General features: G+C 59.2%; 1 protein-coding gene. It reads right to left on the bottom strand.

Annotated elements, in window-relative coordinates; translation table 11 throughout:
• On the bottom strand, nt 1-572 hold a 572-nt coding region (locus tag EOA22_RS36465; protein WP_164756328.1), incomplete at its 3' end, for a protein phosphatase 2C domain-containing protein.
• Between the last annotated feature and the right edge of the window lie 34 nt (nt 573-606).

The following is a 606-nucleotide window of genomic DNA, read 5'->3' as shown; positions in this document are numbered from 1 at the left end:
GTGCTCAACACAAAAATATCCCCCGGCATGATTTCTCCCTGCTGGAAATCGATGATAATCTCGTCGCTGACGCCGATCGCTTGCGTGATGACATTGCGGCGCGGCCACGTGCGTGCTTCGGCTGCGCTGATGATACCGCGGTCGATGAGCTCCTGAACTTCGGTGTGGTCTCTCGAGATCTGCGAGATCGAGGCGTTGCGGACAAGATAGACGCGGCTGTCACCGGCCCACAGGCAGGCAAACCGCCCGTCCATCGCCAGCAGGGCGGCAACGGTGGAACCGATGGTTATGCCGCGGGATTCAGATATGCCTCGGATCTCGGCATTGGCCCGGCCCAGCCTGTCCTCGAAGCGGGCGCGAAGATCGGGAGCTGAGCTCGCAATGCCGATTGTTGACAGATGATCGACGATACTGGCGGAAGCGACCTCTCCGGCGTCATGTCCACCCATTCCGTCGGCTACCACCCAGACGCCAGTTTGTGGCTCGACCAGATAGCTGTCTTCATTGAGCTCACGGACACAGCCTTTGTGGCTCACGCCGAAGCTCTCAACGGAAAGGGCGACAGTATTCAATTTGCCACCAAGCGCTTTTCAAGCGTCCTTCTGC

The sequence above is a fragment of the Mesorhizobium sp. M7A.F.Ca.US.014.04.1.1 genome (assembly GCF_003998745.1).
GTDB lineage: Bacteria > Pseudomonadota > Alphaproteobacteria > Rhizobiales > Rhizobiaceae > Mesorhizobium > Mesorhizobium ciceri.
The sequence above is the reverse complement of the archived record's forward strand: the minus strand, read 5'-3'. Positions and strand labels throughout refer to the sequence as shown.